Annotated in this window: 24 protein-coding genes and 1 pseudogene; 14 read left to right on the top strand and 11 right to left on the bottom strand. The window is 69.7% G+C overall.

Features of this window, described 5'->3' with window-relative positions; all coding sequences use genetic code 11:
• Positions 1-26: 26 nt before the first annotated feature.
• Together ATCM_RS16925 and ATCM_RS16920 are read right to left on the bottom strand one after the other, a co-directional pair.
• Entirely contained in the window at positions 27-1,247 is a 1,221-nt protein-coding gene (locus tag ATCM_RS16925; protein WP_132865642.1) for a multifunctional CCA addition/repair protein, read from the bottom strand.
• A 111-nt stretch (positions 1,248-1,358) separates the two neighbouring features.
• The gene (locus ATCM_RS16920; RefSeq protein ID WP_132865641.1) at positions 1,359-3,302 is read right to left on the bottom strand and encodes a transglycosylase SLT domain-containing protein; all 1,944 of its coding nucleotides are present in this window, start codon (positions 3,300-3,302) and stop codon (positions 1,359-1,361) included.
• Positions 3,303-3,480: 178 nt separating this feature from the next.
• On the opposite strand from ATCM_RS16920, the pseudogene ATCM_RS16915 reads away from it, so the two are divergent.
• A pseudogene (locus ATCM_RS16915) lies at positions 3,481-3,891 on the top strand (biopolymer transporter ExbD).
• Between the two features lie 118 nt (positions 3,892-4,009).
• On the opposite strand, the gene ATCM_RS16910 reads toward ATCM_RS16915, so the two are convergent.
• The 4 genes from ATCM_RS16910 to ATCM_RS16895 form a co-directional block, all read right to left on the bottom strand.
• Complete coding sequence (locus tag ATCM_RS16910) at positions 4,010-4,747, bottom strand: endonuclease/exonuclease/phosphatase family protein (RefSeq protein ID WP_132866222.1); 738 nt, start codon at positions 4,745-4,747, stop codon at positions 4,010-4,012.
• A gap of 70 nt (positions 4,748-4,817) precedes the next feature.
• Positions 4,818-5,621, bottom strand: a complete 804-nt coding sequence (locus ATCM_RS16905) for a thiol:disulfide interchange protein DsbA/DsbL (RefSeq protein WP_132865640.1) — start codon at positions 5,619-5,621, stop codon at positions 4,818-4,820.
• A gap of 128 nt (positions 5,622-5,749) precedes the next feature.
• Entirely contained in the window at positions 5,750-6,400 is a 651-nt protein-coding gene (locus tag ATCM_RS16900) for a thiol:disulfide interchange protein DsbA/DsbL (RefSeq protein ID WP_132865639.1), read from the bottom strand.
• A 93-nt stretch (positions 6,401-6,493) separates the two neighbouring features.
• Positions 6,494-7,279, bottom strand: a complete 786-nt coding sequence (locus tag ATCM_RS16895) for a c-type cytochrome (RefSeq protein ID WP_132865638.1) — start codon at positions 7,277-7,279, stop codon at positions 6,494-6,496.
• 172 nt (positions 7,280-7,451) lie between these two features.
• Here ATCM_RS16895 and yihA point away from each other — a divergent pair, with 172 nt between their 5' ends.
• Complete coding sequence (gene yihA, locus ATCM_RS16890; RefSeq protein WP_132865637.1) at positions 7,452-8,087, top strand: ribosome biogenesis GTP-binding protein YihA/YsxC; 636 nt, start codon at positions 7,452-7,454, stop codon at positions 8,085-8,087.
• A gap of 240 nt (positions 8,088-8,327) precedes the next feature.
• Here yihA and ATCM_RS16885 read toward each other — a convergent pair whose 3' ends face one another.
• The 3 genes from ATCM_RS16885 to ATCM_RS16875 form a co-directional block, all read right to left on the bottom strand.
• A complete protein-coding gene (locus ATCM_RS16885; protein ID WP_132865636.1) occupies positions 8,328-9,314 on the bottom strand; it encodes an MBL fold metallo-hydrolase in 987 nt (328 codons plus the stop codon).
• Between the two features lie 99 nt (positions 9,315-9,413).
• Positions 9,414-10,247, bottom strand: coding sequence for an AraC family transcriptional regulator (locus ATCM_RS16880; RefSeq protein ID WP_132865635.1), 834 nt, complete (start codon positions 10,245-10,247; stop codon positions 9,414-9,416).
• Between the two features lie 3 nt (positions 10,248-10,250).
• Complete coding sequence (locus ATCM_RS16875; RefSeq protein WP_132865634.1) at positions 10,251-10,949, bottom strand: VIT family protein; 699 nt, start codon at positions 10,947-10,949, stop codon at positions 10,251-10,253.
• 238 nt (positions 10,950-11,187) lie between these two features.
• Here ATCM_RS16875 and ATCM_RS16870 point away from each other — a divergent pair, with 238 nt between their 5' ends.
• Positions 11,188-12,552 carry a glutamate--cysteine ligase gene (locus ATCM_RS16870; RefSeq protein WP_132865633.1) on the top strand — a complete coding sequence of 455 codons (1,365 nt, stop codon included), beginning with the start codon at positions 11,188-11,190 and terminating at the stop codon, positions 12,550-12,552.
• A 101-nt stretch (positions 12,553-12,653) separates the two neighbouring features.
• Here ATCM_RS16870 and ATCM_RS16865 read toward each other — a convergent pair whose 3' ends face one another.
• Together ATCM_RS16865 and ATCM_RS16860 are read right to left on the bottom strand one after the other, a co-directional pair.
• Positions 12,654-14,108 carry an ATP-binding protein gene (locus ATCM_RS16865; protein WP_132865632.1) on the bottom strand — a complete coding sequence of 485 codons (1,455 nt, stop codon included), beginning with the start codon at positions 14,106-14,108 and terminating at the stop codon, positions 12,654-12,656.
• Positions 14,105-14,818 carry a response regulator gene (locus ATCM_RS16860; RefSeq protein WP_132865631.1) on the bottom strand — a complete coding sequence of 238 codons (714 nt, stop codon included), beginning with the start codon at positions 14,816-14,818 and terminating at the stop codon, positions 14,105-14,107. The genes ATCM_RS16865 and ATCM_RS16860 overlap by 4 nt, the downstream gene beginning before the upstream one ends.
• Before the next feature lie 175 nt (positions 14,819-14,993).
• Between ATCM_RS16860 and ATCM_RS16855 the strand changes: the two genes are divergently transcribed.
• The 11 genes from ATCM_RS16855 (at position 14,994) to ATCM_RS16805 (ending at position 26,062) form a co-directional block, all read left to right on the top strand.
• On the top strand, positions 14,994-15,998 hold the full coding sequence (locus ATCM_RS16855) for a glycosyltransferase (RefSeq protein WP_243694043.1): 1,005 nt from the start codon (positions 14,994-14,996) through the stop codon (positions 15,996-15,998).
• Positions 15,995-16,885, top strand: a complete 891-nt coding sequence (locus ATCM_RS16850) for a sulfotransferase (protein WP_132865629.1) — start codon at positions 15,995-15,997, stop codon at positions 16,883-16,885. The genes ATCM_RS16855 and ATCM_RS16850 overlap by 4 nt, the downstream gene beginning before the upstream one ends.
• A gap of 21 nt (positions 16,886-16,906) precedes the next feature.
• A complete protein-coding gene (locus ATCM_RS16845; protein ID WP_132865628.1) occupies positions 16,907-17,269 on the top strand; it encodes a hypothetical protein in 363 nt (120 codons plus the stop codon).
• 67 nt (positions 17,270-17,336) lie between these two features.
• Positions 17,337-17,975, top strand: a complete 639-nt coding sequence (locus ATCM_RS16840; RefSeq protein ID WP_132865627.1) for a glutathione S-transferase family protein — start codon at positions 17,337-17,339, stop codon at positions 17,973-17,975.
• Between the two features lie 160 nt (positions 17,976-18,135).
• Positions 18,136-19,716 (top strand): MoxR family ATPase, encoded by a 1,581-nt coding sequence (locus ATCM_RS16835; protein ID WP_132865626.1) that lies wholly within the window; start codon positions 18,136-18,138, stop codon positions 19,714-19,716.
• Between the two features lies 1 nt (position 19,717).
• Positions 19,718-20,710, top strand: a complete 993-nt coding sequence (locus ATCM_RS16830) for a hypothetical protein (protein WP_132865625.1) — start codon at positions 19,718-19,720, stop codon at positions 20,708-20,710.
• Positions 20,707-22,476, top strand: coding sequence for a VWA domain-containing protein (locus tag ATCM_RS16825; RefSeq protein ID WP_132865624.1), 1,770 nt, complete (start codon positions 20,707-20,709; stop codon positions 22,474-22,476). The genes ATCM_RS16830 and ATCM_RS16825 overlap by 4 nt, the downstream gene beginning before the upstream one ends.
• A gap of 25 nt (positions 22,477-22,501) precedes the next feature.
• Positions 22,502-23,098 (top strand): hypothetical protein, encoded by a 597-nt coding sequence (locus tag ATCM_RS16820; protein WP_207911830.1) that lies wholly within the window; start codon positions 22,502-22,504, stop codon positions 23,096-23,098.
• Positions 23,095-24,444, top strand: coding sequence for an AMP-binding protein (locus ATCM_RS16815; protein WP_207911829.1), 1,350 nt, complete (start codon positions 23,095-23,097; stop codon positions 24,442-24,444). The genes ATCM_RS16820 and ATCM_RS16815 overlap by 4 nt, the downstream gene beginning before the upstream one ends.
• Positions 24,441-25,010 carry a nicotinamide riboside transporter PnuC gene (gene pnuC / locus ATCM_RS16810; RefSeq protein ID WP_132865623.1) on the top strand — a complete coding sequence of 190 codons (570 nt, stop codon included), beginning with the start codon at positions 24,441-24,443 and terminating at the stop codon, positions 25,008-25,010. The genes ATCM_RS16815 and pnuC overlap by 4 nt, the downstream gene beginning before the upstream one ends.
• The gene (locus tag ATCM_RS16805; RefSeq protein ID WP_132865622.1) at positions 25,007-26,062 is read left to right on the top strand and encodes an AAA family ATPase; all 1,056 of its coding nucleotides are present in this window, start codon (positions 25,007-25,009) and stop codon (positions 26,060-26,062) included. The genes pnuC and ATCM_RS16805 overlap by 4 nt, the downstream gene beginning before the upstream one ends.
• Positions 26,063-26,074: the final 12 nt, after the last annotated feature.

The following is a 26,074-nucleotide window of genomic DNA, read 5'->3' as shown; positions in this document are numbered from 1 at the left end:
GTAAAGGCAGTGCCTCGGGCCGTGCGTCAGCGAGCGTTGTGGATCGCGTTGACGCGCGCCTTCTTCAATGCTTCACCGATCGCCGGGCCCTGCAGGCCTGCGGTGGCGATGTCGCGGGCGTTGATCGCCAATGCGGTGGCGTGCAGGCGCTGCAGCGTCTGGCCCTGCGGATAGCCGCTGTCCTCGAAGCCGAGGCGGCCCCGCTTGTCGCATTCGCAGGCCAGTGCGATCTGTGCGATCCGCTCGGGGCGGCGGAAGCCATCGCAGCGCTGGATCAGCTCGAGCACGGTGGCATCGCGCAGTTCATCGATGCGGTGCACGTTGAGGTGCTCACGGCACACCGCTTCGGCGAGTTGGCGATGATCGGTCGGGACCTTCAGGCGCTCGCACAGTGCCGCCAACGGCTTGAGCCCGCGCTGCTCATGCATGATGTGGCGCGGCAGTTCGTCGCTGGGCGTGAGCGCCTTGCCCAGGTCATGGGTGAGCGCGGCGAAGCCGATCAGGTCGTCGCCCGGCGCCAGCCGCGCGGCCATGTCGCTGACCATTTCCTGGTGGATGCCGGTGTCCACTTCCGGGTGGAATTCGGCGCGCTGCGGCACGCCGTACAGCGCATCGAGTTCGGGCAGGATCGCCTTCAGTGCGCCGGTATCGTGCAGGCAGCGCAGGAACGCGGAGGGCCGTGGCAGGGCCAGGGTGCGGCGCAGCTCCTGCCAGATGCGCTCAGGCACCAGCGCGTCGAGTTCGCCGCTGGCGGCCATCTGCCGCATCAATTCGGCGGTTTCGGGGGCCAGGGTGAAACCCAGCGGTGCGAAGCGGGCCATGAAACGGGCCGCGCGCAGCACCCGCAGCGGATCTTCGATGAAGGCCGGGCCGACGTGGCGCAGCACGCGCCGCTCGATGTCGCGCACGCCACCCCAGGGGTCGACCAGCTCACCGGTGGTCTCGTCGCGGGCGATGGCGTTGATGGTGAAGTCGCGGCGTTGCAGGTCTTCTTCCAGCGTCACCGACGGGTCGGCGTCGACCACGAAGCCACGGTAGCCGCGCCCGGATTTGCGTTCGGTACGTGCCAGCGCGTATTCCTCGCCGCTGTCCGGGTGCAGGAACACCGGGAAATCCTTGCCCACGGCCTTGAAGCCGCGCGCCTCCATGTCCGATTGCGTGGCACCGACCACCACCCAGTCACGGTCACCGGCCGGCTGGCCGAGCAGTGCGTCGCGGACCGCGCCGCCTACAAGATAGATCTTCATGCCGACATGATGCGGCGCAGGGCGCGTCAACGGTAGTGCCGGGCCGTGCCCGGCAGGACTCCAGGGCAACGCTTCAGCGCCGCATGGCTGCGCTTGGCCACGCGGCGTTGGTCAGGGCGTGGGGCAGGTGAATGTCTTGCGTGCCCCGTCGACCTTGCCGACCATGCGGTCGCTCAGGGTCAACGCGTTGCCGTTGAGGCGCCAGTCGTAGATGACGCTGAAGGCCAGCACGCGCGCCACGTACTCGCGGGTTTCCTTGTAGCTGATCGTCTCGATCCAGAAATCCGGGTCGTAGTTGGGGCGCTGGGTCTGCCAACGCGCGGTCGGGGTGGGGCCGGCGTTGTAGGCGGCGATGGTGACGTACGGCTGGCCGCCGTACTTGTCCATCAACTGGCGCAGATAGGCGGTGCCCAGGGTGATGTTGGTGTCCGAGTCGTACAGGCTGGCCGCACCGCCGTAGCCGCTCATGCCAATGCTCCTGGCGACGCTGGCACCGGTGGCCGGCAGCACCTGCATCAGGCCCATGGCATTGGCCGGCGAGCGGGCCTTCGGGTTGAAGATGCTCTCGGCTCGGATCTCGGCGGCCACCCAGGCCGGGTCCAGGGCATTGCGACTGGCTTCGCGGCGGATGGTGTCGTCGTGGTGCAGCGGGAAGCGCAGCGTGTACAGGCGCTGTTCCTGCGCGCCCTTGAGCGCGAACACGGCGCGGTCGAACCAGCCGTTGGTGCTGGCCACGTCCACGGCCAGACGGCGCTGGGTGTCATCGAAGCGGGTCAGCGCGTCGGCCCACTCGCGCGCGGCCCAGGTTGGGCGTTCGATCTTGAACAGTTCGATCGCACGGACCAGTGCCGGGTCACGTGCCACCGTTGCCTTGGCCTGTGCGCTGTCGCCGGGGTTCCACGGGCACAGCGCGTAGGGTTGCTTGAGCTTGTCGGCGGCCAGGAAGCCATGGAACGTCGGTTCGGTGGCGGCGGCACGGTACAGCGCGGTGGCTTCGCCGGGACGGCCGGTCTTCTCCAGCAGCCGGCCCTCGAACCAGCGCCAGCGCGAATCATTGCGCTGCGTCGCCGGCATCTTGCGGATGGCCGCCAATGCCGCCGGCCAGTCGCCGCGGGCCATGGCTTCGCGGGTGCGCCATTCGTGCAGGCGTTCGTCGTAGGCCGATTCGGGCACCGCGGCCAGCCGGCGTGCCGAGTCCGGCAGGTAGGAGGCCACCGTCCACAGTGCGATCTCATACAGCACCTGGCCCTGCTGTTCGGCGCTCAATCCCAGCGCCTGCGCGTACTGTGGCAACTGCTGCTCGGCGGCGCCGGGGTCGGCCTTGGCCAGCCGCTGCAGGCCGTCGGTGGCGATGCGGCGGCTGCGCTCGTTCTTCGGCCAGTTCAGTGCGCGGGCGTCGGGCTTGTCGACGAAGGCGGCGTAGTCATTGGCCTGGGCCAACTCGGCGGCCGGCAGGCCACGTGCGGCGGCGCGCATCACCGCCGGTTGCTGGGCATCGGCGGCCGCATCGATGCGTTCCCAACGCAGCGCCGGTGACAGGCCGCCGCGGCTGGCGAGCACCGCGAACACCGGGTCGCAGGCGTCGGGCAGCGACTTGCCGCTGCTGCGCCACAACGCCTGCGCATCGCTGGTCCACTGTGCGTCGGCCTTGCCGGTGGCCTGGCGGGCGTTGAGTTCGGCGCAACGCAGGCCGGCATCGTTGCCGGGTTTCCAGTTGGCCAACAGGGTCGGCCAATCCTGGCGGCGGGCCAGCGCCGGCAGCCAGGCGGCACGGAAGGTCTCGGCCACCGCCTGGCCCTGGTAGCGCTTGAGGAAGTCCTGCGCCTGCGGCGTGCCCAAGGTGTCGATGTTGCGACGCAGGGCGCTGTACTCCAGCCAGCCGTACAGCGGGTGATTGCGCAGGCTGGCGGCGGCATTGGCATCGAACTGGCCGCGTTCGGCGTTGTCGATGGCGCTGCGCATCGTCGCGCGCTGGGCATCAAGGTTCTGTGCGCAGGCGGCAAAGCCGGTCAGCAGGGAAAGGGCGGCCAGTGGCGTCAGGAAAAAATGCTTCATGGCCGAAGGATACCGACCGCGGCGTCAACGACCGAGCGACATTCCAACTGGTGGATGAATGGAACCGGCCTCCTCACGCCAACGCAGGCTGAACGGGCAGGCCAGCCGCGATGGCATTGCTCCGGCAGCGGCGTAGCGTTGGATCCGAGGCAACCGGCCTCGCCCCGGGGAACTGGACATGGCATTCAGTGCGGCAGGCAATTCCGGACGTCCGTTGGCCGACATCAACGTCACCCCGCTGGTGGACGTGATGCTGGTGTTGTTGATCATCTTCATCGTCACCGCGCCGATGGTGGCCGTTCCCATCCCGGTCGACCTGCCGCAGCGCAGCGAGCGGTGGGTCCCGCGCCCGGATCCACCGCCGCCGATCGAGCTGCGCGTGGATGCCGGCAACCAGTTGTTCTGGAACGGGCAGCCGATCGGCCGCGCCACGCTGCAGGCGCAACTGCAGGAACAGGCGCAGGCGCATGCCGGCAACCTGCCGTAGCTGCGGATCGACGCTTCGCCCGACGCGCAGTACGAGGTGATGGCGCAGGTGCTGGCCGATGCCAGCAACGCGCACATGCAGCGGATCAGCTTCGTGCGCTGAGCAGGCGGGGTGGCGCACGCGGACAGGCCCGCCGATGCCGGCGGGAACCGCCATGAAATGATGAAGGCCGGCAATGCCGGCCTTCGTTTTGTTCGTTTCGTTGCCGCGTTGCCCGGCCTCAGCGCAGGCTCTCGCCCGGGACCTGGACTTCCATTTCCACCGCCAGGTGGTCCGAGTGCGCCGCAGCGACCGCGCGGGTGTCGACCATCTTCAGGTTGTCGGTGAGCAGGATGTGGTCGATGGCACGGTCCGGCCCCCAGCTCGGGAAGGTCAGCACGTTGCAGCTGGGCGGCTGCAAGCGGGTCTTGTGGTACAGCACGCGCATCTCGGGCCGGTCGGCCATGCAGTTGAAATCGCCCATCAGTACGGCATTGGGCAGGTCGGACAGCAGGTCGGAGATGAAGTCCAGCTGCGACAGGCGCGAGGCCATGCCCAGCGACAGGTGCGCCACCGCCACGGTCAGGCCCTGGTCGCCGTCACCGAAGCGGGCGACCAGCACGCCGCGCCCGCCGAGGCGGCCGGGCAGGGCATGGTCCTGCACTTCGACCGGCTCCAGCCGGCTGAGCAGTCCATTGGCGCTGGAAGCGACGCCGCCCATGCGCCGGTTCGGCTGGTGGCTCCAGTAATTGAAGCCGGCCCGCTCGGCCAGGTAATGGGTCTGGTTGGTGAAGCCCGAGCGCAGGCTGCCGGGGTCGGCTTCCTGCAGGCCCACGATGTCGCGGCCACTGGCCAGCTTGGCGATGGCGTCCAGGCTGGAGCGCTTCTGTCCGGCGGGCAGGGCGTGGGACCAACTGCGGGTGACGTAGTCGCTGTAGCGGCGGGTACTGGAGCCGGCCTGGATGTTGGCAGTCAGCAACCGCAATGTCTGGGTCTGGGATTTCACGACGTGCAAAACCAAGGGCCCCGTTTCCGAGGCCCTGGTGTCCTTACTGGGCGTTGGCGGCGCGTTCGCGCGCGATCAGGTGGTCGGCGATGCGGAGCATGTCTTCATAGCTCTTGCCCTTGACCAGGTACTTGCCGTTGACGATCAGCGACGGGGTGCCGCTGATCTTGCTGCGCTGGGCGAACTGCTTGGCGCGGTTGACCTTGGCGGCCACCGAGAAGCTGGCCATGGTGTCGGTGAAGGTCTTCGGCTGCACGCCGTACTTGGCGTAGAAGTTGGCGATGTCTTCCGGGGTGTCCATGCCGCGCTCGCCCTTCAGGGTCTGCTCGATGTGGATGGCCGAGTACAGCGCGTCATGGGTCTTTTCCTGCACGCCCAGGGTTTCGGCGGCATAGAAGGCGCGGGCGTAGTTGTCCCACATGCTGCCGAAGGCGGCCGGGACATAGACGAAGTTCACGTCAGCCGGCAGGCCGGCCTTCCAGGAGTTCACCAGCGGCTGGAAGCGGGCGCAGGCCGGGCAGACGTAGCCGAAGATCTCGGTCACCTCGACCTTGCCGGTGGCCGGCTGGAACGGCTGGCCGCCTTCGATGGCGACGTAGTCGGTGCCTGCCACCGGCTCGGGGCCGACCGGACGCGCCGGTGCCGGCACCGGGGTGTTGGCGGCAGCGTCGGCCGGGGCGGCCTCGCTGGCCGGAGCGGCTTCGGTGGCGGCCGGGGCCGCTTCCGGGGTGGTCTGGGCTGCCGGAGTGGTGGCCGGGGCGGTGGTGTCGGCGGTACCGTCCTGGGCCTTGCAGGCAACCATCAACGGAAGCAGGGCCGTCAGGGCCAGGGCGAAGCGGATCTTCATCGGGTGGGATCTCCAGCGGGATTCTTGGATGCATTCAGGCCGCAGCGTCGCGGCCGGCGCTCGCATGATGCCATTATCGACAGGCTTGGCTGAACCGGCAGATCGGTCCAGCCATGGATCGCAATGTCTCAGCGGGCCCTGCCGCCGCCGGCGCGTTCGCGGGCGATCAGGGCGCTGGCGATGCGCAGCTGGTCATCGAAGGTCGCGCCCCGCACCAGGTACTTGCCGTTGACGATCAGCGCCGGGGTGCCCGGGACGCGTACGCGCTGGGCGAAGGTCCGGGCATTGCGGACCTTCTGCTCGACCGCCTCGCTGCGCAGGGCCTCGATGAAGCGGTCCGGCTGCACGCCGTAGCTGGCGTAGAAGTTGGCCAGTTCGCTGGGCGAGACATTCTGGACCGGCAGGCTGCGCTGCTCATGCAGGGCCTTGAACACGTCGGCATGGCTGCGCTTGAGCACACCCACCTGCTCGGCGGCGTAGAAGGCGCGGGCGTAGGCATCCCAATAGCCGCCGAACGCGCCCGGTACCGGGGTGAAGCGCACGTCGGCCGGCAGCTTGGCGGCCCAGGCTTCCAGCTGCGGCTCGAAGTGGGCGCAATGCGGGCAGGTGTAGCCGAACACTTCGACCACCTCGATCTTGCCGGCCAGCGGTGCGAACGGGCCGGGCTGCCCGATCAGCTCGTAGTCCTGGCCCTCGACCGGGGTGGCATTGCTGGCCGCGCAGGCGGCCAGGGGGAGCAGGGCACACAACAGCAGGATCAGGCGGGGGAACAACGTCATGGGGGAGTCTCCAGTGGAAAAAGCGACGCCGACCTTGCGGCCGGCGTGTCTGCGTATCGTGCAGTTGCCGGGTCGCCGGAGCGACCGGCAGGGTCAGGGTTGCGAGGCGGCGGCGACCACCTTGGCGTCCGAAGCCCGATCATGCAGGCCCTGGATGTAGCTGGCCAGCGCCTGGATCTCCTGCTCGGTGAGCGCATGGCTGACCTGCTGCATGATCCTGAACTGGGCCGCGTCGGTTTCCTGGGTCTGGCCGGACTGGTAGCGCTGCAGGCGCTGGGCCACGTAGCCGGCGTGCTGGCCGCCGATATGCGGGTAGGCCGGGCCGGGATTGCCGGCACCGGTGGGGCCGTGGCAGGCCATGCAGGCCGGGATGTTGCGGCTGGCGTCGCCGCCGCGGTAGAGCTTCTGGCCGATCTCGAAGAACTTCATGCCGGCATACGGGCCCTCGGCGACGGCGGCATCGTCGGCCACGCCGGCACCGGGCTTCTGGGTGGCGAAGAACGCGCCGATGTCACGCATGTCCTGCGGGGTCAGGCCCTGCACGAAGGGCAGCATCGCCGCGACCGCGCCTTCGTTGCGCTGGCCGTTGGCGATCAGGGCCATTTCCTTGGCGATGTAGCGCTCGCTCTGGCCGGCCAGGCGGGGGTAGATCTCCACCGCGGAGTTGCCGTCGGCGCCATGGCAGGCGGCGCAGGTGGAGGCCTTGGCTTCGCCGGCCTTGGCGTCGCCGGGCTTGGTCTTGCTGAAATCGACCTCCAGCGAGGCGGTCTGCACCGGCGCGTTGTCCGGGACCGGGACGACCGAACTCTGGGCAAAGGCAACAGCGGCAATGACGGGAACGACTAACGCGGTAACGGCAAGAACACGAGCATGGCGCATGCGGAAGCTCCGTGTGGACCGGCCGGGCGGGGCTGTGCGCCGGCATCGGTCGGATTATCAACGCCGTTTTGCGGCAGGGTCAACGAAGCAGTGCAGCAAAAAAGTCGGGGCAGGGCGGTGCTGCAGGGCAGCGTGAACCACGCGCGGCACCGCAACATGCGATCCTATGCGCATGTCACAGCTCATCGAACGCGCCCGTTACCTGCTCTCTGCCCACAATGCCCGGCAATTGCCGGACGACGAAGGGGCCGAAGTGGCTTTCGCCGGCCGCTCCAACGCCGGCAAGTCCAGCGCCCTCAACGCCCTGACCCGCCAGAACGCCCTGGCCCGCGTCTCCAAGACACCGGGCCGCACCCAGCAGCTGGTGTTCTTCCAGATCACGCCCGAGGCGCATCTGGTCGACCTGCCCGGCTATGGCTACGCCAAGGTGCCGCTGGAACTGCAGGCGCACTGGCAGGCTTTCATCGACAAATACTTCCGCACCCGCAATGCCCTGAAGGGGCTGGTGGTGGTGATGGACATCCGTCACCCGCTGAAGGAATACGACCTGCAGATGCTGGGTTACGCGGTGCAGCGCGGCCTGCCCGCGCACGCGCTGCTGACCAAGGCCGACAAGCTCGGCCGTGGCCAGCAGGGCCAGACGCTGCAGAAGGTGCGCAAGGATCTGCACGCCAAGTTCGGCGATACGGTCAGCGTGCAGGTGTTCTCCGGTGAGTCGAAGCAGGGCGTGGAAGAAGCCCGCACGATCATCGGTGGTTGGCTGGGGTTGAACCCGCCGGCCGAGGAAGCGCCGGCCCCGCAGGGCTGAGCCCTGCCCGGCACGTAGGCCATCGGCAGGGCCGCCGCCGCGCGGCCCGGTGCTGCCGGGTGGTGGTTTCCGCCAAGGCACCCCTCCCCAGCCCTCCCCTTCGCTGCGCGAAAGGGAGGGAGCCAGTCGTGTTCCTTCGCTGTGCGAAAGGGAGGGGCCGGTCATGCCCTTCGTCGTGCGGAAGGTAAGGGGCCGGTCATGGCCCTCGCGGTGCGGAAGCGAGGGGGCTGGGCCGGTGTGTCACGGTGTCAGCGGCGAGAGCGGCGAGAACTCTGCCGGTACCCAGGCGTAGGCCTCGCCTTCACGGCGGACGTGGCCCAGGCCCGGGAAAGGCAGGTGCGCACCGGCGACCCACCATCCCTTGTCGGCGGCCTCGGCCAGCATGCGACGGCGGCTGGCGATGGCCGCTTCGGGATTGCTGTCCGCCTCGAAGGACACGTCGGGGCGGGCGAACTGCACGGCATGGAAATGCACCAGATCGCCCCACACCAGCAGTTGCTGGCCGTTGCCTGCGTCCACGTTGTAGGAGGTGTGGCCGGGCGTATGACCGTGGCTGTCCAGTGCGCTGATACCGGCGGGCAGAGTATCGGCCGGTACGAAGCGATGCAGGCGGCCGCTGGCCGCGTACGGGGCGACGGCCTTGCGGGCGAGCGGGAACGCGGCCTGCACGCGCTTCGGTGCGGCGGTCTCGCTGGCTGGGTCCAGCCAGTAGTCGGCATCGGCGCGTGACAGCCAGACCGTGGCGGTCGGATAGGCCGGTTTGCCGTCGGTGTCGAGCAGCCCGCACATATGGTCCGGGTGCGCGTGGGTCAGCAATACCTCATCGACTTCGGCCGGGTCGTAACCGGCGGCGCGCAGATTGCCCAGTACCTGGCCCAGCCCCGGGCCGAAGCATTGGGCGGTGCCGGTGTCGATCAGCGTGAGGTGATTGCCGTTCTGGATCAGGAAGGCATTGACCGCCGTCTGCAGGCCCTGATCATTCTCCGGGACGTAGCGGTGGTCCAGCAGTCGGGTGACGGTCGCGGTGTCCACGCCGGCCATTTCCTGTCGGCCCAGCGCCACGGTGCCGTCGAACAGCGCGGTGATCCGCAGCGAGCCGATTGTTTGGTGATAGACGCCCGGGACCTGTCGGTCGGGGGTGTGCGAGGTGCCGGCCTGGGCGCTGCCGGCGCAGGTGGCGGCCAACAGCAGGAGAGCTGTCAGTGAGCGCTTTGAACGTGGGGACATGCAGGTTTCATCCGTTTGCGGCGGCGCCGCGGTGTCTGCATGGTGCGTCGGTTGCGGCGAGCGTTCCGCTCAGAATGGTGCGCGAACCGCTCGTGGTGCTCAGTCGTTGCCGATGTCTGCCGGTTCCATGCCGTAGCGGTCGACGAAGCGCTTGTTGAAGCTGGCCAGCGAGCTGTAGCCGGAGCGTGAGGCCACCGTCTTGAGCGGCAGCCGGGTGGTGTAAAGCAGCTGCATGGCATGGGCCAGACGGGCATCGACGACCAGCTCGCGCAGTCCGAGTTTTTCCATTGCCAGACGTCGCCGCAGGGTGGCGCCGCTGATGCCGAGATGCTGTTCAAAATCGCGCGACTGCCAGTCGCGTTCCGGTTGTGCGGCGACCAGATCGCGGATGCGTTCGCCCAGGCCGGGTTCTGGGGGAATCAGCAGGCCGCCCAGACCGCGCCGGCACAGGGTCAGGGTGAAGGTGGCCAGCGCCGAGCGGGCCTCGCTGTAACGGGCTTCGCGCAATGCCTGCCGCCATTGCAGCAGGATCGGGGCGTGTTCGTGCAGCGGCTGTACGGCCAGCGCCTGCCCGGGTTCGGGCAGCGGTTCGTTCCACAACATCCGCGCGGCGCTGAGTACATCGGGACAGAACGGCACGATGGCGCTCACATACCTGCCGGTGTCGGGGTCGGGACTGTTGACCACGTCGAAGCGGCAGCGGCGGGTGACCACGAACAGATCCCCCGGCCCCAGATCCAGCGACTGCTGGGCGGTACGGACCTGCTTGCGCCCCTGCAGCAGGATGGCGAACTGCGGCTGTGGAATCTCCACCGAGCTGGCACCGTGTTCGCGTCGGGCGGTGATGCAGGCGTAGCCATTGGCGAACTGGCAGTCGGCCAACGAGGCAAACTGGGCCAGCACCTGGGTGGCATGGTCGGCGGGCAGGTTCATGGCTTAGACCGCAGTATTGAACAACTGACCGATGCCGGCGGCTGCGGACATAGCCAACGCACCCCAGAACATCACCCGCAAGGCACCGCGCAGCACGGGTGCGCCGCCGGCCTGCGCGGCCAGCGCGCCAGTGATGCTCAACCCGACCAGGGTAGCCGCGGTGGTGATCGGTGCCACGTGCGCATGCGGGGCCAACACCGTGGTCAGCACCGGCAGGGCCGCGCCGGTGATGAAGGCACCGGCCGAAGCCAACGCGGCCTGCAGCGGGCGGGCGCGCAGTTCCTCGGTGATGCCCAGTTCGTCGCGGGCATGCGCGGCCAGCGCGTCGTGCGCGGTGAGCTGCTCGGCGACCTGCTGCGCCAGTTCCGGCGACAGGCCGCGCTGGCGGTAGATCATCGCCAGCTCCTGCAGTTCGCTGTGCGGGTCCTCGTGCAACTCGCGGCGCTCGACCGCCAGGTCGGCGTGTTCGGTGTCGGCCTGGGACTGCACCGAGACATACTCGCCGGCGGCCATCGACATCGCGCCGGCAACGGTGCCGGCCACGCCGGTGGCCAGCACGGTGGAGGCCGGGGCGCCGCTGGCGGCGATGCCGACCACCAGGCCGGCGACCGAGACGATGCCGTCGTTGGCGCCCAGCACGGCGGCACGCAGCCAGCCGACGCGGTCGGAACGGTGGATTTCGCGATGCGGGGTGCGGGTCATGCCGGGCAGTGTAGGACGCATGGCCCGGGGCCAGCGGAATCAAACGCGTTATCAGCTGCATGCCGTGCCGGCGGCGCGTCCGGGGCGCCGGCAGGGGCCGGTCAAGCCGTTGCCGGTGGGATGCTGAAAACCGCCACGGTGACCGGTGGATAACGGGCTCCGCGATATAGTGCGCACTTGTGATGCCGGGGCCGGGTCCCCACATCCCCGCCCAGAACAGAACCTTGCGAGCCTGCCCTTGTCGAGCCCCAGCCACGTCGCCGATACCCCCATCACTGACCGCGACCAACTGGTCCAGAGCATTGCTTCCGGCGAAAAGCCCAAGGCGCAATGGCGGATCGGCACCGAGCACGAGAAGTTCGGCTTCCGGCTGGATGACCTGCGCCCGCCAGCCTTCGACGGTGACCGCGGCATCGAGGCACTGCTGACCGGCTTGACCCGTTTTGGTTGGGAGCCGGTGCTGGAGAACGGCCGCACCATCGCGCTGCTGCGCGACGGCGCGTCGGTGTCGCTGGAGCCGGCCGGGCAGCTGGAGTTGTCCGGCGCGGCCCTGGAGACCCTCCACCAGACCTGCGTGGAAACCGGCACGCATCTCAACGAGGTGGCGCAGGTGGCCGGCGAGATGCAGCTGGGCTTCCTGGGCATGGGTTTCCAGCCCAAGTGGACGCGCGCGGACATGCCGTGGATGCCCAAGGGCCGCTACCAGATCATGAAAAGCTACATGCCCAAGGTCGGCTCGCTCGGCCTGGACATGATGACCCGCACCTGCACGGTGCAGGTCAATCTTGATTACGCCAGCGAAGCGGACATGGTGAAGAAGTTCCGCGTGTCGCTGGCGCTGCAGCCGATCGCCACCGCGCTGTTCGCCGATTCGCCGTTCACCGAAGGCAAGCCCAACGGCTACCTGAGCTACCGCTCGCACATCTGGACCGACACCGACGCCGACCGCACCGGCATGCTCGACTTCGTGTTCGAGGACGGTTTCGGCTACGAGCGTTACGTGGACTACCTGCTCGACGTGCCGATGTACTTCTCCTACCGCGACGGCATCTACCACGATGCCAGCGGCCAGAGCTTCCGCGACTTCCTGCAGGGCAGGCTGCCGGTGCTGCCGGGCGCGTTGCCGACCCTGCGCGACTGGTCCGACCACATGACCACCGCGTTCCCGGAAGTGCGGCTGAAGAAGTACCTGGAGATGCGTGGCGCCGACAGCGGCCCGTGGAGCCGCATCTGCGCGCTGCCGGCGTTCTGGGTCGGGCTGCTGTACGACCAGACCGCGCTGGACGCGGCCTGGGACCTGGTCAAGGATTTCAGCCTGGCCGAGCGCCACGCGCTGCGCGACGGCGTGCCGAAGCACGCGATGCACCTGCCGTTCCGCGACGGCACGGTGCGTGACCTGGCGCGCCGCGCGCTGGAGATCTCGCGCGACGGCCTGCGCCGTCGTGCCGCGCTCAATGGCGATGGCCAGGACGAAACGCGGTTCCTGGACGTGCTGCAGGAAATCGTGGATTCGGGCAAGACCGCGGCCGAGCGCAAGCTGGAACTGTTCCATGGGGCATGGAACGGCAACATCGACCCGGTGTTCACGACCTTCGCCTATTGAGCCGGCGCGGGGCGCAATCCGCTTCCCGCCGCCGCTCCCTTCCGACTGTTGCCGGTGCAGCCCTGCCTTCCCGTGCACGGCTGAGCGCGGGGGTGGGCGGCTCAGCCGTTGGCCAGGTCCGGCGACAGGCAGGGCAGGCTCAGCGTCGCCCGCAGCCCACCATCGTCGCGATTGCGCAGGCGCAGGGTGCCGCCGTGGTCGAGCACCACGCTGTGGGCCACCGACAGGCCCAGGCCGATGCCGCCGGTATCGCGGTTGCGCGATTCCTCGCCACGCGCGAACGGCAGGAACAATTCGTCCTCGCGCGCGGGGTCGATGCCGGGGCCATCATCGTCCACGTCCAGCACCACGTTGCAGCCCTCGCGCTGCAGGCGCAGCCGCGCGTGCTGGCCGTACTTGAGGGCGTTGTCGATCAGGTTGGACAGGGCGCGCCGCAACGCCAGCGGGTCGCCGCTGACCAGCGCCGGCTCGGAGGCGGTAACGGTGACATCGTGCCCGGTGTCGGCCAAGTCACCGGCCACGCTTTCCACCAGCGAGGCAAAGTCCAGGCGGCTGCGTGGGCCGCGCTGTGACTGCCCGTGCAGGAAATCCAGCGCGGCGGTGATCATGGTGTTCATCTCGGCGATGTCGGCGCTGGCCTTGTCGCGGGCCTCCTCCGGCAGCGCATGCAGGCGGAACGACAGCCGCGCCAACGGCGTGCGCAGGTCGTGCGCGATCGCGCCGATGGTGCGGGTGCGTTCGTCCAGCAGGCGGTTGATGCGGGCCTGCATGGCATTGAACGAATCGGCGGCGCGGGCCAGCTCGGCCGGGCCACTGCGGTCCAGCGGCGGCGCGCCGGGGTTGCTGCCGAGCCGGTCGGCGGCCTGGGCGAAGCGGCGGATCGGTGCCGACAGCGCGCGCGAGAACCACCAGGCCAACGGCAGCATCACCGCCGCACCGAGCAGGAACAGCACCAGCACGTGGCGCGCCACGCTGGGCAGCGCGCCGGGCATGCGGTGGGTCACGCTGCGCCAATGCCCATCCGGCTTGCGCACCGCCACGAAGAAGTCGCCGAACAGTGGCGCGTTGGCGCGGCGGATGTCGTCGGGCGAAGGCGGTTGCCGCGGGGCTTGGCCGGCCACCGGTGGCGGGCGGTCGTCCGGATCGAAACCCGGGCCGGGCCCGGGGCCATGCCCGGGCGGACGGGTCGGATCGAACGGACGTTGCCATTGGCGGCTCTGGCGCAGGACGTCCACCGGTACCGGCAGGCGCATGCCGCGGCAGTAGTGCAGGGCACCCACGTCAACGTTCATCCAGCCGGCCAGGCGCCGGCCCATGAACCAGTCTTCCTGCTGGCCATCCGGGCAGGCCGGGCGTTGCGCGCTGTCGGTGACGGTCAGCCGGCTGTTGGTGGGTGGCAACTGGCTGGACAGCAGCGCCACCACCTCGGACAGCGGCACGCCCACCGGCCGCACCGGCGGCCGGGTCAGCAACAGCCCGAAACCCAGCGCGAGCGCCACCAGCAGCGCGCCCAGCAGCAGCAGGAAGGTGCGGGCGAAGATCGGCAGGGGCTTCACAAACGGCGGACCGTGGGCAGCAGCAGGTAGCCTTCGTTGCGGACGGTGCGGATCAGTTCCGGGTGGCCGCGCTCGTTGAGCTTGCGGCGCAGGCGGCTGATCTGGCTGTCGATGGCGCGGTCGTAGACCTCGCAGTCCTGGCCGCGGGCCTGGGTGAGCAGCTGGTCGCGGCTGAGCACCCGCTGGGGATGCTCGACGAAGCTGCGCAGCAGGGTGAACTCACCGTCGGACAGCGAGATGTAGGTGCCCTCCGGGTCGCGCAGGTCGCGGTGCAGGGCATCCAGCCGCCAGCCGCCGAATTCGTAGATCGGATGCGGCGCCGAGGAGGTCGGCTCCACGCTGGTCTGCGCCCGCCGCAGCAGGGCGCGGATGCGCGCCAGCAGCTCGCGCGGGTTGCAGGGCTTGGACAGGTAATCGTCGGCTCCGACTTCCAGGCCGATGATGCGATCGGTGTCGCTGCCCAGCGCGCTGAGCATGATCACCGGCGGCGGATTGCGTTCGCTGGTCAGCTGGCGCACGGCGCTGAGGCCGTCCTCGCCGGGCATCATCACGTCCAGCACGATCAGGTCGGGGCGCTGGTCGCGCACGGCCAGCCGCAGCTGGGCGGCGTTCTCGGCGGTGGCGACGTGGAAGCCGTGCTGGGCAAGGAAATCGGCGATCAGGCGGCGCAGGTCCGGATCATCGTCGACCACCAGGATATGGCTGGACATGGGGTTCCTTCAGCGAAGGGAAGAGTGCCGGCATCCGCGCCGGTATGGCGGACCGCCGATCATAGCGCCGCTCTTTGTCAATGCTTGTCAGTGCTTGTGGCCGGTGCCAGGGGCGGGCCATCGCATGGCCATCGGGGGGGCGCAGACTGCGCCCTCTTTTCGCCGGGTGCAGTCGATGGGGCTTCCGCAAGTACGCCTGATCAGCCGTGAGAACGGGGTGGGCCTGAGCCGGGACCTGGACCTGATGGCGGGCCTGCTGGCCGGGCAGGCCCGGGTCGAGCGGCTGGGCATCGGCGGGCGCAGCCGCATGCGGCTGCAGGAGCTGGGCCTGTGGGGCCGGCGGCTGCTGCACGGCAAGGCGCCGCTGCAGCTGTTCGCCGAGCGGGTCTACCGCCGTTGCCTGCCGCTGGCCGAACGCAACCTGCTGGTGCCCAACCCGGAATGGTTCCTGGAGCGCTGGCTGCCACTGCTGCCGGCCTTCGACGCGGTGCTGTGCAAGACCCGCCATGCCGAACGCATCTTCCACGCGCTGGGCTGCGACGCACGCTACATCGGCTTCACCAGCCCGGACCGGATGCAGGCGGCGGTGCCACGCCAGCGGGTGTTCCTGCACCTGGCCGGGCGCAGTTCGGCCAAGGGTACGCAGGCGCTGCTGGCCACCTGGCAGCGGCATCCGCATTGGCCGCTGCTGGTGGTGGTGCAGCACCCGAAGATCGCCACGGCCAAGGTGGTGGCGGCGAACATCGACCACCGCATCGCCTACCTCGACGATGCCGCGTTGCAGGCCCTGCAGAACCAGTGCCTGTTCCATGTGTGCCCGTCCGAGACCGAGGGCTTCGGCCACTACCTGATGGAGGGGCTGAGCGTGGGGGCGGTGGTGCTGACGACCGACGCCGAGCCGATGGCCGAACTGGTGGCGGCGCAGCGTGGCATCCACATCCCGGTGGCGGGCAGCCGGACCGACGGACTGGCACGCCGCTACTTCGTCGACGGCGAAGGCATTGCCGCGGCGGTCGAGCAGGCACTGGCCCTGGACGCGGCGGCGCTGGCGCGGCTCTCGCACGCCGCGCGCAGCTACTACCTGTGCAATGACCAGGCCTTCGCCCGGCGCTTCCGGCGTGAGGTCCTGGCCTGGACGCGCAGTGCCGCGGCGCTGCCGTTGGCCGAGGTCGAGCGATGAGCGCGGCCGTGCCGGGCCGGTGCTTCCTGGTGGGGTGTCCGCGCTCGGGCACCACCGTGCTGCAGCACCTGCTGGCCAGCCAGGCGCAGGTGGTGTCGTTGCCTGAAACGCATTTCGTGCAGCGGCTGCTGCGTAGCGAGGACCACCGGAGGCAGGCGCGCGCGGCAGGGCCGCCGTGGCATCAGCTGCAGCAGCTGCGCCGCCGCTGCCAGGCCGGCCTGGGCTGGGTGCCGCGCCATCAGGTGCAGCGGGCATGGCAAGGCATCCCGGAGCTGGCCTGTCCGATCGACACCAGGGCGCGCTGGCAGCCGGCGAAACGGCAGCTGCAGGCGTTCGTGGCCGCGCTCGATGCGTACTGCGCGCGGCACGGCGCCGGTGCGTGGCTGGAGAAGACGCCTGACCACCTGTTCTACCTGGCGCAGATCCAGCGCCACGTCGCCGGCGCGCGGGTGATCCACCTGGTGCGGGATGGCGCGGAAGTGGTGGCGTCGCTGCATGCCGCCGCACACCGCTACCCGCCATGGCGACCGTTCCTCGACCTGGACCTGGCGGTGGACCGCTGGAACCGCGCGCTGCAGGAAAGCCTGCGCTGGCAGGGACATCCCGCCCACCTGCTGCTGCGTTACGAACACGTGCTGCAGGCACCGGGCCCCACGCTGGCGCGCCTGCGTGCCTTCCTTGGCCTGCCCGGCGACGCGGCCGCACTGCGGCACCCGTCGCACGGCCTGCCGCTGGTACGCGCCGACGAACCCTGGAAGCGTGATGCCACCGGCCCACTGCGCGATCACCGCAAGTTCGAGCAGATGTTCACCCCACGGCAGCAGGCCCGCATCCGCGCGCGCCTGCTGCCGCTTCCCGGCGCGTTGCAGCACGCTGCGGCCGCCTAGCCCACAACGGAGACAACAACGATGAAGCCAATGGAAACCCTGCGCGGGCATGCACCGGCCACCGCCGCGCTGCTCGGGCTGGCGCTGGTGGCCGGTGCCTGGATGAACGATGCCAACGCCAGCGCGCCGGACCAGGCCCCGCCGGGCGAACACCGCGAGCCGCCACCGGGTGCGCCGCACCCCGGGCATCGGCCGCGGGATCCGGCATTCACCCAGGCGCTGGAGGAATGCGCCACCGCACTCGGGATCACGCTGCCCAAGCCCGGTGACACGGGCGGCAAGCCGCCGGCACCGCCGCAGGGCCATGACCGCGAGGCCATGGACGCCTGCCTGAAGGACAAGGGCGTGCAGCCGCCACCCCCGCCGCCGCCGCCGCGCGACTGAGATGCCCGCCGCGGCGGATGCACAGGCCCGGCGCTAGACTCCGCATTCCTTTCGCGGAGCAACCGGCATGGGCAACAGCAGCGACGAGATCGTCTTCTACACCAACCCGATGTCGCGCGGGCGCATCGTGCGCTGGATGCTGGAAGAGGTGGGCCAGCCCTACCGGGCCGAGGTGCTGAGCTTTGGCGACAGCATCAAGGCCCCGGCCTACCTGGCGATCAACCCGATGGGCAAGGTGCCGGCCATCGTCCATCGGGGCGTGGTGGTGACCGAGGCCGCGGCCATCTGCGCCTACCTGGCCGATGCCTTCCCGCAGGCCGGGTTGGCCCCGGCCAATGACGATCCACTGCGTGGCAGTTACCTGCGCTGGCTGTTCTTCGCCGCTGGCCCGGTGGAGGCGGCGGTCAGCGCCAAGGCACTGGGCTTGCTGGCACCGGCCGAGCGGTCGGGCATGGTGGGCTATGGCAGCTTCGAGCAGGTGGTCGACACGCTGGAGCAGGTGGCCACCGATGCGCGGCCGTGGTTGCTCGGCGAGCAGTTCAGTGCGGCCGATGTCTACGTTGGCAGCCAGATCCTGTGGGGACAGATGTTCAAGACCCTGCCCGAGCGCGCGGCCTTCGCCGGGTACGGGCAGCGCCTGCGCGAGCGCGCGGCGTGGCAGCGTGCGACGGCGCTGGATGATGCCCTGATCCCGCCGCGCGGATGACGTGCGGGTAACGCGTGGCGGTGCCGCGCGGGAGCGGGAATGCCTCGCCGGGCAGGGCCGGGCAGGGCTCGGCGCTGGCAGGCAGCCTGCCGTGCAGGACATGACCGGCGGATCATCGTGGCCACGCTAGAATCCGGGCACGTTGTCGAAGGGATGCCCGGTGTCGCCATTCAACCTGTTCCAGCGCCTGTCGCAGGCGCCCACCAACCCCCGCGCCGAGCCGGTCGCGCGCAGTTTCGACGTGGCCGAGTTGTACGAAGGGCCGGTACAATTGCAGGGCCCCGGCGAGGCCGCGCCGTTGGCGCTGGATGAGAAGCTGCGCCAGGCGTACTTCTGGATCGTCAACAACGCCATCATCAGCCCGCACTACGACATCGAGTACCACGATGGCCCGTCGGCGAGCTTCAGCGTCGGCGATACCCGCCGTACCCTGACCCTGCCGTCGGCACAGAGCTACTCCAGCTACGTGCTGCTGCCGCTGCTGACCTTCGCCACGCGGCGCAAATGCCTGTTCGTCGGTGGCCCCGGCCGCGGCAAGACCGCCAGCGCGATCCTGATGGGCGTGCTGGCCGGCTACCCGGTGCGCGAGGTGCGCCGCGCCATGCAGCATGGCCATCCGCAGATGACCATCGCCGACCTGCTCGGCAACCCCTTGCCGGCGGACCTGGTGGCGGCGCAGGACATGGGCCAGATCCGCATCGCCTGGCGCAACTGGCTGGGCATGCGGGTCAAGATCATCGACGAGTACAACCGCATCCCGACCCGCACCCAGAGCGCGCTGCTGACGGTGATGGGCGACAACTACGCCGAGATCCTCAACCAGGTCTACGAATGCCCGGAATCGGCGTGGTACCTGACCGCCAACGACGACCGTGGCGGCGGCACCTACCAGGTGATCGAGGCGCTGCGCGACCGCATCGACGTGGTGGTGCAGGCGCTGGCGTTCAACCCGCGCTTCCTGGACGAGATGCTGCTGCGCATCGAGCAGAACCTGCGGCCGGAGGAGCTGGTGCCGCGCGAGATCATCTTCAGCGAGGCCGAGTCCGAGCAGATGATGGCGCAGATCCGTGCGGTGGACGTGCCCGACGACGTGCGCCGCCGCATCGAATTCTTCAGCAGCCAGTTCGAGCTGATGGAGACCGCCGGCGCGCAGTTCGAGTACCTGACCAAGGACACCGTGCGCCTGGCCGGCACCGACTGGGCGCAGGCCACCGCCGCCGACAGTGGCCGCGACCGCATGAAGGACCTGGGCTGCCAGACCCGCAACGGCCTGTCGGTGCGCAACCTGGGCACGCTGCTGGTGTACGCCAAGGCGCTGGCGTGGTTCCGCGGCAACCAGGCGGTGGCGCTGGACGACGTGCGCCAGGTGCTGCCGTTCGTGCTCAACGACAAGCTGCAGCCCGACCTGGACGCACCGTTCTTCGCGCTGCCGGAGAACGCGGCCTACCGCAGCGACCGGCTGAGCTGGCTGCGCTGGCTGCTGGATGCCTCCAACGCCGAGTACGACCGCCTGGACCTGGACCGCAACGACCCGGTCGGGGAGTTGTCCGCGCAGTTCGCACGCGGGCTGGACGGCGTGACCGAGCGCGAGACGCGCGCACGCCTGACCCGCATCGAGCGGTTGATCGAGGAGCGGGTGAAGGGGCGCAAGCTGTACGGCCATCTCTACGACGACCTGCTCAAGCTCAAGTACCTGCACCAGCGCTACACCAATTACCTGCACTGGCTGCGGGCGCGCTGAGATGGTGTCGTCGGTATTGGCCGGGGCACTGGCCGCGCGGCGCAGCCTGTTCAACCAGCGTGTGGCCGAGGCATGGCACCGCTGGCCCGGCTTCGATACGGCGGCCTTGTCGGCCTTCATCACCCAGACGCTGGACCCGGTGTGCGTGGCGGTCGCGCAGGTTGATGCGGCGGCCACGTTGGCGGTGGCCGCGACCGGCTTCGACATCGGGCTGGAACTGGTCGCGCAGGGGCTGGCCGGCCCGGCCGCGCGCCTGCCGTGGGTGGACGCGGCCTGGCAGCAACTGGCCACGCCGGCGGCGGCGCTGATTGCCCGCGAGCCGCTGCAGATGCTGGGCGCGTTGAGCAATGCGGTGGTGCGGATGGACAGCGTGCCTGGCGTGCGCGTGCCGGAATGGATCGCCGCGATGCAGCCGTTGGCCGCGCGCTGCACTTCGGGCGCGCAACTGCGCGCTGTCGGCGCGCTGTGCGCCTGGCAGGCCGGCATGGTGCAGCTGCGCGAGGCGGCCTTGGCGCAATCGGCGCAGCTGCCCGATCACCTGGTGGCCGAGGCCCTGGGCGTCGCAGGCGGGCAGGTGGACGCGGTGCGCCAACAGCTGCAGCGGGAGCGCTGGTGGAACCCGCGCACGCAGGCGGTGGAGGCGCAGGGACAACTGCTGGGCGGTTTCACCGGCTTGGGTGGCCCGTTCGCCGCGCCGCCGGAACTGCGCGCCTGCGCGCTGGGCTTCATCGCGCGCAGTGGCGAGCGTTACCACCTGTTGCTGGCCGATGCCTTCGGCGCCGTGGTGCTGCCCGCCAGTGCGGCAGAGTTCGCCGAGGCCAGTGCGGTGCCGGCACGGGCCGCGGTGGTGGATGCGCAGGGCGTGCAGGTCGGCGCACGCCACGTGCGGTTTGCGGCACCCGGCGAAGGCCTGCAGCTGGTGGCGGGGCCGGCCGGCATCGCGATCCATTCGCCGTATTCGCATCACGTGCGCGTGGTGCCGGAGGTCGCGTGAATTCGCCTGATCACGACGCGTTGCTGGCCGCTTGGCGTACCGCCTGGCCGCAGGCGCTGGCCGACTGGAGCCGGTTCACCCGGCTGCAGGACCCACGGTTGTGCGATTCCAGCGTGGACGCCGCCGCCGAAGGCCTGACCGGCAGCTTCGCGATGATCCGGCTGGCCGACCAGCGCGTGGTGATCGACCTGCCGCGCGTGCAGCAGCTGGGCCTGCAGGCGTTTGCCCGCGAGATCCTCGCCCATGAGATCGGCCACCACGTCCTGGCGCCGGCCACCGCCACTGACCATGCCCGTCTGCTGGCGCGCATCCATCGCGCGTTGCCGACGCTGGAGGCGCATGCGCCGATGGTGGCCAACCTCTACACCGACCTGCTGATCAACGACCGCCTGCAGCGGCAGTGCGGCCTGCGCATGACCGAGGTCTACCAGCGCCTGGCGGCCGGCGCACAGGGCAGCACCCCGCTGTGGACCCTGTACATGGGCATCTACGAGCAGCTGTGGCAGCAGCCGGCCGGCAGCCTGGGTGGGCCGGTGGACGATGCGGCCCTGCGCGGCGATGCCTGGCTCGGCGCGCGGGTGATCCGCACCTATGCGAACGAATGGATGATCGGCGCTAACCGCTTTTCGGCGTTGCTGCTGCCCTACCTGCTGGAGACGGTGAGCGACGCGCGCGTCGATGCGTTGATGGATACCCGCCACGCCGGGCGTGGCAGCCAGCCGTCCGGGTTGGACCGACTGGAGGAAGACGAGCTGGACCCGCCCGTGCACCCGGCGCATGACCCGCGCATCACCGGCGAGGCATCGGACGCCGCTGCCCTGGCCGAGCCCGAGGCCGAGCCGGCCACCGCGCACAGCGTGGGCCAGGCGCGCGAGCCGTTCGAGTACGGCGAGATCCTGCGCGCGGCGGGGCTGGAACTGGACCCTAGCCAGTTGGCGATCCGCTACTACCGCGAACGTGCGTTGCCGCACCTGATCCGCTTCCCGGTCCATGCACGGCCCCAGGCGATGGAACCGGAGATGGAAGGCCTGGAGCCGTGGGAGCCGGGCGACCCGCTCGATGCGGTGGACTGGCTGCAGACGCTGATGCAGTCGCCCCGGGTGGTGCCGGGCGTGACCACGGTGCGGCGCGTTTATGGCGATGCCCCCGGCAACGAGCCGGCGGCCGAGCCGATCGACCTGGACCTGTACGTGGACAGCTCCGGCTCGATGCCCAATCCCCAGCAGGTAACGTCGTGGCTGACCTTGGCCGGCGCGGTGATCGCGCTGTCGGCGCTGCGCGCAGGTGCGCGGGTGCAGGTAACCTTGTGGAGTGGCAAGCACCAGTACCTGCACACCGAGGGCTTCGTCCGCGACGAGAACGCGATCCTGGAGGTGCTGGTCGGCTACTTCGGCGGCGCCACGGCCTTCCCGATCCATCGCCTGCGCGATACCTACGCGCAACGCAGCCGCACCGGGCGCGCCGTGCATATCCTGCATATCTCCGACGACGGCATCACCACGATGTTCGAGGACGACGAACGTGGCAACAGCGGCTGGGACGTGGCCGCGCAGGCACTGCGCGCGGGCCGCGCCGGCGGCACGATGGCACTGAACCTGTACAGCCCGTTGCCCGATCACCTGGCCGGTGCCAAGGGCTGGACCGCCGATCTGCTGCGCGCCCGCGACGCCGGCTGGGACATCCATGTGGTGCGCGACATGGCCGATCTGCTGGCGTTCGCCCGCGATTTCAGCCGCCGTCACTACCAGCAGGAGGCGCGGCGATGAGCCGGCAAATAGGAAACCTGTTTTCATGCCTGACATGCCCATGACCACCGGCCCGTCGCTCGACGTCCTGTTGCGCCGCCTGCTCGACACGCCTCCGGACTTCCTCGACCCGCCACGGCGCGGCCGCGAAGGGCAACTGCACGTTGCCGCCGTGGTCAACGACGTGTTGGCGATGCACGGCACGGCGATGGCCGCGCCGTTGCGTGTGACCTTGTCGGGCGGATTGCAGGGGGTCAACACGAACCAGTTGAGCCTGTCGGCGGTGATGGCGTGGTTGCTGGCCGATGCGACGTGGCAGTCGTTCGACCGCGACGGCGAACAGTTGCAGGCGTTGTTCAGCGAGGCGGTGCCGGCGCTGGCGGCCGAGGCGGCGGCGACGCGTTACGTGCTGGAGCCGGACCGGCGCGAAGAGCTGGCACGTACCACCATCGCGCGGCTGGGTCTGTTGCCCGCCGGCGAAACCGCGGCACAGGCGGCCGACCGGCTGGCCAGCGTCAGCGGGGTGGAGCGGCGCCGCCTGCTCGCCGCCAGCCGCGCCGCCGAAGCGCGTGCACGTGCCATCCGTGAAGCCCTGGCGCGCAAGGCGGCCGAGGAATCGGCGGACAAGTGGACGCGCGAGTGAGCCAGGCGCCCACCGATGCCGAGCGCTATCCGACCCTGAGCGAGGAGGGCCGGCGCTTGCTGCAGCGGATGCGCGAGCATCCGGCCGCGCCGATCTTCCGCAACCAGAGCGGCAACCGCCTGTTGGCCGAGGAGGTGACGCAGCTGCGTGCCTATGAGCAGCAGGTGATGGCGACGCGGTTTGAATGGCAGCCCGGTGTGCCGCCGCCATGGTTGACGGGGTTCCTCGACGCGGTGCATGCACAGGTGCCGTACTTTCGTGCGCGCGGCCGTGGCACGGCGTTCGAGGCGCTGCCGACCACCGACCGGGGCGACCTGGCCGCCGACATCGCCCGCTTCGTGCCCGACCCGGTGCCGCTGGAGCGGATGATGAACTTCCGTACCACCGGCACCACCGGCCATCCGTTGGTGCTGCCGTCGCACCCGGTGGTGGCCGCGCGTTACCTGGCTTACCACAAGCGTGCGCTGGCCCGGTTCGGCATCAGCCTGCAGCATGGGCGCGGGCAGATGGGGGTGATGTTGCTGGGCATGCAGCAGCGCTGCTTCACCTATGTGTCGGTGACGCCGACGATGGATGAGTCGGGGCTGGCCAAGATCAACCTGCACCCCAACGATTGGCGCGACGTGGACGACCGCGCGCGCTACATCGACCAGATGCAGCCGGAAGTGATCGCCGGCGACCCGATCTCCTTCGCCACTCTGCTCCAATTGCCACTCTCGCACCGCCCGCGCGTGCTGCTGTCGGTGTCGATGGCCTTGTCGACCGGCCTGCGCACTGCGCTTGAAGCGCGCTTCGGTTGCCCGGTGCTGGACCTGTACTCGATGAATGAAGCCGGCCCGCTGGCGGTGCACGACGATGCCTATGGTGGCCATGTGCTGCTGCAGCCGGGCATGTACGTGGAAGTGGTGGATGCGGCGGGCCGGGCATTGCCGGCCGGGCAGGAAGGCGAGATCACCCTGACCGGTGGTTTCAACTTCTGCCTGCCGCTGCTGCGCTACCGCACCGGCGACCGCGGCGCACTGGCGATGGCCGGTGACGTGCCGATGATCGTCGGCCTGCAGGGCCGGCGCCCGGTGCGCTACCTCACTGCCAACGGCCGCTGGATCAACAACATCGACGTGAGCCACGCGCTGGCCCCGTTGCCGCTGTCGCGTTACCGCGTGCACCAGCACGCCGATGCCGGCATCACCCTGCACCTGCCGGTGGCAGAAGCCGGTTTGGCCGACGATGCCGTCGCCCGCCTGCGACAGGCCCTGGACGGACGCGCCGTGCAGGTGCAGCGGCTGCATGCCGAGGACAAGCTGCTGCAATACACCACTGACTTACCGGAAGGCTTCACCGCATGACCGTTCTTGAAATCGCTGCCAACGTGATGGCCGCCGCTTCGATCCTGCTGGCCGCGCGCAACAGCGTGCACACCTGGTGGACCGGCATCGTCGGCTGCTCGTTGTTCGGCCTGTTGTTCTGGCACACCCAGTTGTACGCCGACGTGCTGCTGCAGGTGTTCTTCGTCGTGGCAAGCCTGTTTGGCTGGTGGAACTGGCATGCAAGCGCCAACCATGCCGCGCTGCCGATCCAGCGCACGTGGCTGCGCAGCTTTGCGCTGATGAGCGTGGCCGCGGTGCTGGCCGCACTGGCCTACGGCACGCTGTTGCACCGTTTCACCGACGCGTACGCGCCGTTCGCCGACTCGGCGGTGCTGTGCCTGTCGGTGCTGGCGCAGCTGCTGTTGATGCAGCGGCGGGTGGAAACCTGGCCGGTGTGGATACTGGTCAACAGCATCGCCGTGCCGCTGTACGCCTCGCGCGGCTTGAGCCTGACCTCGGTGCTGTATGCCGCGTACTGGATCAACGCCTGGCTGGCGTGGCGGCATTGGCACCGGCTGTGGCGGGCACAGGAAGCGCGCGCGTGAAGCCGCATCGCGTGGGGCTGGTGGTGGGCAAGTTCTGCCCGCTGCACCGCGGCCACCAGGTGCTGCTGGACCATGCGCAGGCCGCCTGCGAGCGGCTGGTCGTGGTCAGCTACACCCGGCCCGAGTTCGATGGCCTGTGGCCGGCGCGGCGCGAGCAGTGGTTGCGCAATCTGTATCCGCAGGCACAGCACTGGGTGCTGGATGACGCGCGGCTGGCCGCGCTCTGCCAACAACGCGGCGTGCCGGTGCGGGCGCTGCCGCACAACGACGAGGACGATGCCACCCACCGTCATTTCGTGGCCTGGCTGCTGCGCGAGATCGTACGAAGCGACGTCGATGCGGTGTTCACCAGCGAGGCCTACGGGCCGGGCTTCGCCGCGGTGTTGTCGCAGGAGCAGCAACAGCGCGGTGGGCGCGCGGTCGTGCATGTCGCGGTGGACCCGGCGCGCATGCGCGTGCCCACCTCGGGCACCGCGATCCGCCGCGACCTGCACGCGCACCGGCAGTTGCTGGCGCCGCAGGTGTACGGCGACTTCGTGCGCCGGGTGGTGCTGCTGGGCGGGGAATCGACCGGCAAGTCGACGCTGGCGATCCATCTGGCCCAGCGCTGCGGCAGTGTGCATGCCGCCGAGTACGGCCGCGAGCTGTGGGAAGCGCAGGAGGGCGTACTGCAGGAGGCGGACCTGCTGCGGATCGCGCGCACCCAGGTGGCGCGTGAAACGCAATTGCTGGCCGATGCGCGGCGTTGGCTGGTCTGTGATACCTCGCCGTTGACCACGCTGCTGTATGCGCAGGCGATGTTCGACCGGGCTGACCCGGCACTGGCGGCGCTGGCCACGCGCCGCTACGACCTGGTGCTGCTGTGCGGGCCGGACGTGCCGTTCGTGCAGGATGGCACCCGCCGTGACCCGGCATTCCGGCAGTGGCAACACGATTGGTATGTGCGCGAGCTGGACGCACGCGGCGTGCCCTACCAGACCTTGCACGGGGACTGGCAGGCGCGCACGCAGGCCGCCTGGCAGGCATTGCAGCAGGCCGACGCGGTGGCCTGAGGGGCGTGCGTT

This window comes from Stenotrophomonas sp. ATCM1_4 (assembly GCF_004348115.1).
Classification (GTDB): domain Bacteria; phylum Pseudomonadota; class Gammaproteobacteria; order Xanthomonadales; family Xanthomonadaceae; genus Stenotrophomonas; species Stenotrophomonas capsici.
The sequence above is the reverse complement of the archived record's forward strand: the minus strand, read 5'-3'. Positions and strand labels throughout refer to the sequence as shown.

Excerpts from the sequence above, each read along its gene's own strand:
- ATCM_RS16895 (WP_132865638.1), bottom strand. The coding sequence starts at position 7,279 with ATGCGCCATGCTCGTGTTCTTGCCGTTACCGCGTTAGTCGTTCCCGTC.
- pnuC (WP_132865623.1), top strand. The coding sequence starts at position 24,441 with ATGACCGTTCTTGAAATCGCTGCCAACGTGATGGCCGCCGCTTCGATC.
- ATCM_RS16900 (WP_132865639.1), bottom strand. The coding sequence starts at position 6,400 with ATGACGTTGTTCCCCCGCCTGATCCTGCTGTTGTGTGCCCTGCTCCCC.
- ATCM_RS16875 (WP_132865634.1), bottom strand. The coding sequence starts at position 10,949 with ATGACCCGCACCCCGCATCGCGAAATCCACCGTTCCGACCGCGTCGGC.
- ATCM_RS16845 (WP_132865628.1), top strand. The coding sequence starts at position 16,907 with ATGAAGCCAATGGAAACCCTGCGCGGGCATGCACCGGCCACCGCCGCG.
- ATCM_RS16920 (WP_132865641.1), bottom strand. The coding sequence starts at position 3,302 with ATGAAGCATTTTTTCCTGACGCCACTGGCCGCCCTTTCCCTGCTGACC.
- ATCM_RS16880 (WP_132865635.1), bottom strand. The coding sequence starts at position 10,247 with ATGAACCTGCCCGCCGACCATGCCACCCAGGTGCTGGCCCAGTTTGCC.
- ATCM_RS16885 (WP_132865636.1), bottom strand. The coding sequence starts at position 9,314 with ATGTCCCCACGTTCAAAGCGCTCACTGACAGCTCTCCTGCTGTTGGCC.
- ATCM_RS16860 (WP_132865631.1), bottom strand. The coding sequence starts at position 14,818 with ATGTCCAGCCATATCCTGGTGGTCGACGATGATCCGGACCTGCGCCGC.
- ATCM_RS16905 (WP_132865640.1), bottom strand. The coding sequence starts at position 5,621 with ATGAAGATCCGCTTCGCCCTGGCCCTGACGGCCCTGCTTCCGTTGATG.
- yihA (WP_132865637.1), top strand. The coding sequence starts at position 7,452 with ATGTCACAGCTCATCGAACGCGCCCGTTACCTGCTCTCTGCCCACAAT.
- ATCM_RS16850 (WP_132865629.1), top strand. The coding sequence starts at position 15,995 with ATGAGCGCGGCCGTGCCGGGCCGGTGCTTCCTGGTGGGGTGTCCGCGC.
- ATCM_RS16830 (WP_132865625.1), top strand. The coding sequence starts at position 19,718 with ATGGTGTCGTCGGTATTGGCCGGGGCACTGGCCGCGCGGCGCAGCCTG.
- ATCM_RS16855 (WP_243694043.1), top strand. The coding sequence starts at position 14,994 with ATGGGGCTTCCGCAAGTACGCCTGATCAGCCGTGAGAACGGGGTGGGC.
- ATCM_RS16820 (WP_207911830.1), top strand. The coding sequence starts at position 22,502 with ATGCCTGACATGCCCATGACCACCGGCCCGTCGCTCGACGTCCTGTTG.
- ATCM_RS16925 (WP_132865642.1), bottom strand. The coding sequence starts at position 1,247 with ATGAAGATCTATCTTGTAGGCGGCGCGGTCCGCGACGCACTGCTCGGC.
- ATCM_RS16840 (WP_132865627.1), top strand. The coding sequence starts at position 17,337 with ATGGGCAACAGCAGCGACGAGATCGTCTTCTACACCAACCCGATGTCG.